We start from the raw sequence: 5,833 nt of genomic DNA, 5'->3' as shown, positions 1-5,833 counted from the left end.
CCCGAACGCCGACGGCGACTTCGGCGACCGGCTCGACGTCGTGAACCTGTCCCTCGGCGCCGACGGCGCCCCCGCCGACGACCCCGACACGATGCTCGTCGACGCGCTCGTCGCGCTCGGCACGGTCGTCGTCAACTCCGCGGGCAACTCGGGCGACATCACCGACATCGGCGGCTCGCCCGGCAACGCCGCGGGCGCGCTGACCGTCGCCAACTCCGTCGGCGCCCCGCAGACGTACGACGGCATCGACGTCACGGCCGCCGCGAACCCCGCGCTCGTGGGCCTGCACTCCGGCCAGAACTCGATCGCGTACGCCGGCCCCGACGTGACGGCCCCGGTCGCCTACGTCGGCGCGACGTTCGACGGCTGCACCGCGTTCACCGCCGCCCAGGCCGCGACCGTCTCGGGCAAGATCGCGTACCTCTGGTGGGACGACGACGACGCGACCCGCCGCTGCGGCTCCGTCGCCCGGTTCACCAACGCGGCCGCCGCCGGCGCCGTCGGCATCCTGCTGCCCACCGAGCAGACCGTCTTCTCCGCCGGGATCTCCGGCACCGCCACGATCCCCGGCGCGCAGATGACGGCCTCCACGACCGACGCGCTGCTGCCGGAGATCCAGGCAGGCACGCTCACGGTCCACATCGGCCCGTCGCTCGCGGGCGCGGTCGTCGCGGACCTCGCGGGCGACGCGCTCAACCCGGGCTCGTCGCGCGGCGAGCACGGCTCGCTCGGGCACGCCAAGCCCGACGTCGCCGCACCCGGCACGCTGATCTTCTCGGCGGCGTCCGGCACGGGCAACGAGCCGCAGTCGCTGTCCGGCACGTCGATGGCGTCGCCGCACGTCGCCGGCATCGCCGCCCTGGTCCGCAGCGCGCACCCGGGCTGGGACGCGACGCAGGTCAAGGCCGCCGTCGTCAACACCGCGACCCACGACGTGTGGACCGGCCAGAACCGCACCGGCGACGCCTACGGGCCGCGCCGCGTCGGCTCGGGCCGCGTCGACGCGCTCCAGGCCGTCAACACGAACGTCGTCGCGTACAACACGCAGGACCCGAAGCAGACCTCGGTGTCCTTCGGCGTCGTCGAGGTCGGCGCGCAGCCCGTCGTGCAGAAGAAGACGGTCACCGTGAAGAACCTCGGCACGGCGAGCGCCCGCTACAGCACGTCCGTCACCACGTCGACGACCACCGGGGACGCGTCCATCACCGCGTCGCCCGCGTCGTTCACGCTGCCGGCCGGCGGTTCCGCGGTCGTCACGCTGACGTTCACGGCCGACCCGTCGACCCTGAGCCGTGACCTCGACCCGACGTCCGACGCGGTCACCGCCGGCGTCCCGCGCGAGTACGTCTCCGAGGTCTCGGGCCGGCTCGTGCTCACGTCGGGTGCGCAGGAGCTGCGCGTGCCCGTCCAGGCCGCGCCGCGCCTCGTCAGCGAGCTGACCGCGGCCCCGGTCGCGTTCGCGGACGCCGCCGCCACCACCGCACCGCTCACGCTCGCGGGTCGCGGCGTCGCGGAGGGCGGCTGGTACTCGCTGACGACGCCGCTCGTGCTCGGTGCCACCGACGCACGCCGCGACGCCACGCCCGCCGGCTTCGTCACCTCGGAGTCGACGCTCGCGGCCGGTGACATCCGGTACGTCGGCTGGGCGTCGAACGCGCCGCAGGTGGCCGCGGCCGGCGGCGACCCCGCCGCGGAGGGCGTGATCGGCCTCGGCCTCGCGACCGACGCGGAGTGGGCCTCTCTCGGGCTCAACTGGCTGCCGGTCTTCGACATCGACGTGGACGGCGACGGCGAGCCCGACTTCCAGACGGTCGTCGAGAAGCTGCCGGACACCGACATCACGCTCGCCGACACCTACGACCTCGCGACCGGCGACACCGTCAGCCAGTGGCCGGTCAACGGGTTCTTCGGCGACGTCGAGGCCGGTGTCTTCGACAGCAACGTCCTCGTCGCCCCGGTGGACATCGCCGCGCTCGGCCTCGAGCCAGGTACGACGCCGACCGTCCGGGCGTGGACGTACGCGCCGGACTACGCGGTGACACCGCCGGCCCTCGACGAGGCCGACCCGTTCACGATCGACCCGTTCGACCCGCCGTTCTGGTTCGAGCCGGACATCGCGGGCTCGTTCTCGTCGCTCGGTGACGACGGCACGCAGATCCCGGTGCACCGGTCCGCCGACGCCACGTCGGGACAGCTGCTCGTCCTGCACCACCTCAACGCCGACCCGGCCGCGCGCGCGCAGGTCGTCGACGTCACGGTGCCGGAGCCGACGGCCACGACCACGACGCTCAAGGCGAGCGGCGCGTCGAAGGCCGGCCAGGAGCTCACGCTCACGGCGACCGTCGCCCCGGCCGAGGCCACCGGCACGGTCCGGTTCCTCGACGGCGAGACGGAGGTCGCCTCGGCGGCCGTGAGCGGCGGCACGGCCACCGCGAAGGTCCGTCTCGGTGCCGGCTCGCACGCGCTCACGGCGGTGTTCACGCCCGACAGCGCGCTGTACGCGTCGTCGACGTCCGCGGTCGTCACGGTCGACCTCAAGAAGTCCGGGTCGTCCACCGCGGTCACGCTGTCGCGCAACTCCGGCCCGTACGGCGCCGCGGTCACCGCGACGGTCACCGTGACGGGTCAGACGGCGGCGCCCGCGGGCACCGTCGAGATCCGCGAGGGCACCAAGGTCCTGGGCACGGGCACGCTGGCCGTCACGAACCTCGTCGGGACGGCGACGATCGCCCTGCCGCAGGACCTGACCGTGGGCACGCACCAGCTGACGGCGGTCTACACCGGCAGCGCGGACGTCTCGTCGTCGAAGTCGCAGCGGTCCTACCGCGTGACGCCGGCGCTCGCGAAGGCGACGCTCTCGACCGGCTCGTGGACCGTGCCGGCGGGTGCGAAGCCGGCCGTCACCGTGACGGTCTCGGGCGCTGCGGGCGCCCCGGCCCCGACCGGCAAGGTCACCGTGCTGTACAACCTGCGCACGGTGGCCGTCGCCCAGCTGAAGGACGGCGCCGCGACGGTCACGCTGCCCGCCGTGAAGGTGGGCGGCTACGTCACCGCCCTGTACGCGGGCGACAAGGGGTACCTCCCGACCGTCACCACGCACGCCATCACGGTGACGCGGTCCTGACCCGGTCGGGACCGCCCGCGCGGTCCCGACCGAGGCCCTGACCTGGGCTTCTCCTCACGAGGGCGGGTCCTCCGACCGGCACGACGCACGTCGTCCGGACGGGGGACCCGCCCTCGTCGTCCGTCAAGTCCCGTCCCGGACGCGTCGATCAGGACCGTATGCCGCTGTTCCGTCGCACGCCCAGGCCCACGGACGGCTCCGTGGTGCCCACGCCGCACGGACCCGCCGGGGCCGAGCACGTGGACGCCGAGCCCGTCCTCGCGTCCCTCAACGCCGCCGAGCTCGTGTGGACCGCGCAGCAGCGCGCCCTCGTCGAGGAGCTGTGCGACGGCTCGCTCGATGCGCAGGCCGTGGGCGACCTGTTCGACCGCGTCCAGGCGACGTGGCGCGCGACGGACGACCGCCCCGACCCGGAGCCGCTCGTCAACGCGTTCGGCGTCGCGCTCGGCGACCTGCTCGTCCAGCGCGTCCCGGGCCTCGCCTGGGCGTCCCGCACCGACGGGTCGGGCACGCAGCTCGTGCTCACGCACCCGACGGGCGGGCTGCTGCTGTTCCCGATCACCGCCGTCGGCGACGAGTGGGGCGCGGCGCCCGAGCGCTGGTTCGTCGCGACCGTGCACCGCTCCGCCGGCACCGCGCTGGCCACGCTGGCCGCCGGTCAGCCGGAGGCGGGGACCCCCGCCGGGACGGAAGCCCCGCCGGCCTGACGGTCGCCGCCCGGCGCCCGCCCGGCGTCTGCCCCTCGCTCGCCGCGAGTCGCCGCGCCCGGCGTCCGCGGACGTCAGGCGTCACGCGTCAGGCGTCACGCGTCAGGCGTCACGCGTCACGCGTCACGCGTCAGGCGTCACGCGTCACGCGTCAGAACAGCGTGTCGACCACGACCGCAGGCTCCGACCGCTCGGGGGCGGGCGTCGCGCGCACGGCTCGCGCGGCGGTGCCCGCCGTCGTCCGAGCAGGCTCCGGCCGAGCCGCCGACGCGACCGTCGGCTCCTGCGCGCGGCCCGCACCCCCGACCGCGTTCGCCGGGACCGACGACTGGGCGGACGAGGCGCGCCCCTCGCGGGCCTCCCGCGCCGCGATCCCGGCGAGCTCGTCGGCCCGCTCGTTGAACCGGTCGCCGCGGTGCCCGCGGACCCATGCGAACGCGACGGGGCCGGGGCGCTCGGCGATGGCGCGGTCGATGGCCTGGATCAGCGCGAGGTTCTGCACGGGGCCGCCGCTGGCCGTCCGCCAGCCCTTGCGCTTCCAGCCGTGCACCCACTCCGACGAGCACTTGATCGCGTACTGCGAGTCCGCCTCGATGCGCAGCGGCTCGTCGCCGGGGTGCGCGTGGATGGCCTCGAGGACCGCGGTGAGCTCGGCGATCTGGTTGGTGCCGGACGCGGCGCCACCGCTCGCGTGCGTGCCGTCGTGGTTCGCCCACGCCCAGCCGATCGCGCCGCCGGGGTTGCGCAGGCAGGAGCCGTCCGTGCTGACCGTGATCACGAGCGTCGATTCTGCCGTGCCCGCAGGGCCGAACGGTGCACGTCGCTCAGGTCGGGCGCGCGGCGCGCCGATGAAGGAGCATGACGACGATCGACGACGTCGACCTCTTCGGTGAGGCGTTCGGTGGTTTTCGGTCGGTGGGCGTCGCGCGGCGACGTCGCCCGGCGGTCCTGACCGTGCTGGCGCTGCTCGCGGCTGCGGGCGTCGTCGGTGCGGGCTTCGTGTGGGCGCGGGACAACGCCCGCGGCCCGGTGGTCGAGCACGTCGACGCCCGCACGCTGCTCCCGGTCCTCGCGACCGTGCAGGGGGCCGACGACGTCGTCGACCGCGCCGAGATCGGCTCGCTGGCCGTCGAGCCCGCGTCGACCCGGTTCCTCGCCGAGACCGGCAGCGGGCGGCACTTCGCGGCGATCAGCGCGTCGGGCGACCTGTGCGTGCTGACCGTGCCGTCGGGCGACCTGGCGACGCTCGGCTGCGTCCGGTCGGTCGTGGGTGCGCAGCTCGCGTCGGGCGACGTCTGGCTCGCCGCGGAGGGCGGACCCGCCCCGGCGGCCGACGACGGCTGGCACGAGGCGGGTCCGAACCTGTGGGTGCGGGGCTGAGGGTCGCGCTCCGCTGATCCTGCGGCGTCTGGGGGTCGCCCCGCGCCGGAGGGTGTGGCGGCGCCGAGGGTCGCTCGGCGCCGCGCCCGTCACTCGCCGGGCAGGCGCAGCCGCGCACCGAGCGCGACCGCGGCGATCACGGCGCCTGCGGCGGCGAGCACGACGTCCTTGAGGACGTACTGCGCGACGATCGTCGGGCCGCCGGCGGGGAACAGCTCGTCGAAGAACAGGACGAGCGGCGACATGATGCCGACGAGCGCGCCTGCGAGCAGGACGAGCCCGGTCCGCAGGAAGCGCCCGGTGACGAGTGTGAGGCCGATGACGGTCTCGAGGACGGCGGTCAGCAGCAGGGCCGCGGTCGGCCCGACGAGCCCGAGCGTGAGCTCGCCGATCGTGCGCTGCGCGAGGTCGGCGGCCGGGCTGACGCCGGGGAAGAACTTGAGCGCGCCGAAGCCGAGGAAGACGAGGCCGAGCGCGATCCGCAGCGCGGTGACCGAGTGCCGCGCGAGCCCCCGGGCCAGGGCGGCGACCGCGTCGTCGACGAGCGCACGCGTGCGTGCGGGGCGGCCGGCGGCGCGCGGGCGGGTCGTGGTCGTCAGCGGCGTGCCGGGCGTGCCGGGCG

The 5,833-nt window shown here is 75.4% G+C and carries 5 protein-coding genes; 3 read left to right on the top strand and 2 right to left on the bottom strand.

The features are described 5' to 3' along the window. Both CTKZ_RS00855 and CTKZ_RS00850 read left to right on the top strand, forming a co-directional pair. The coding region (locus CTKZ_RS00855) for an Ig-like domain repeat protein (protein ID WP_124341151.1) at window positions 1-3,124 on the top strand (3,124 nt) is incomplete at its 5' end. A gap of 200 nt (window positions 3,125-3,324) precedes the next feature. Further along, window positions 3,325-3,831 carry a DUF3806 domain-containing protein gene (locus tag CTKZ_RS00850; protein ID WP_200829595.1) on the top strand — a complete coding sequence of 169 codons (507 nt, stop codon included), beginning with the start codon at window positions 3,325-3,327 and terminating at the stop codon, window positions 3,829-3,831. 151 nt (window positions 3,832-3,982) lie between these two features. On the opposite strand, the gene CTKZ_RS00845 is transcribed toward CTKZ_RS00850, so the two are convergent. Beyond that, window positions 3,983-4,609 (bottom strand): ribonuclease H family protein, encoded by a 627-nt coding sequence (locus CTKZ_RS00845; RefSeq protein ID WP_235843105.1) that lies wholly within the window; start codon window positions 4,607-4,609, stop codon window positions 3,983-3,985. 80 nt (window positions 4,610-4,689) lie between these two features. Here CTKZ_RS00845 and CTKZ_RS00840 point away from each other — a divergent pair, with 80 nt between their 5' ends. Further along, window positions 4,690-5,211 carry a hypothetical protein gene (locus tag CTKZ_RS00840; RefSeq protein ID WP_124341149.1) on the top strand — a complete coding sequence of 174 codons (522 nt, stop codon included), beginning with the start codon at window positions 4,690-4,692 and terminating at the stop codon, window positions 5,209-5,211. Between the two features lie 89 nt (window positions 5,212-5,300). On the opposite strand, the gene CTKZ_RS00835 is transcribed toward CTKZ_RS00840, so the two are convergent. Beyond that, window positions 5,301-5,833, bottom strand: a 533-nt coding sequence (locus tag CTKZ_RS00835) for a DoxX family membrane protein (protein ID WP_307720280.1), incomplete at its 5' end; no start/stop codon positions are given.

The organism is Cellulomonas algicola, assembly GCF_003851725.1.
Classification (GTDB): Bacteria; Actinomycetota; Actinomycetes; order Actinomycetales; family Cellulomonadaceae; genus Cellulomonas; species Cellulomonas algicola.
The sequence above is the reverse complement of the archived record's forward strand: the minus strand, read 5'-3'. Positions and strand labels throughout refer to the sequence as shown.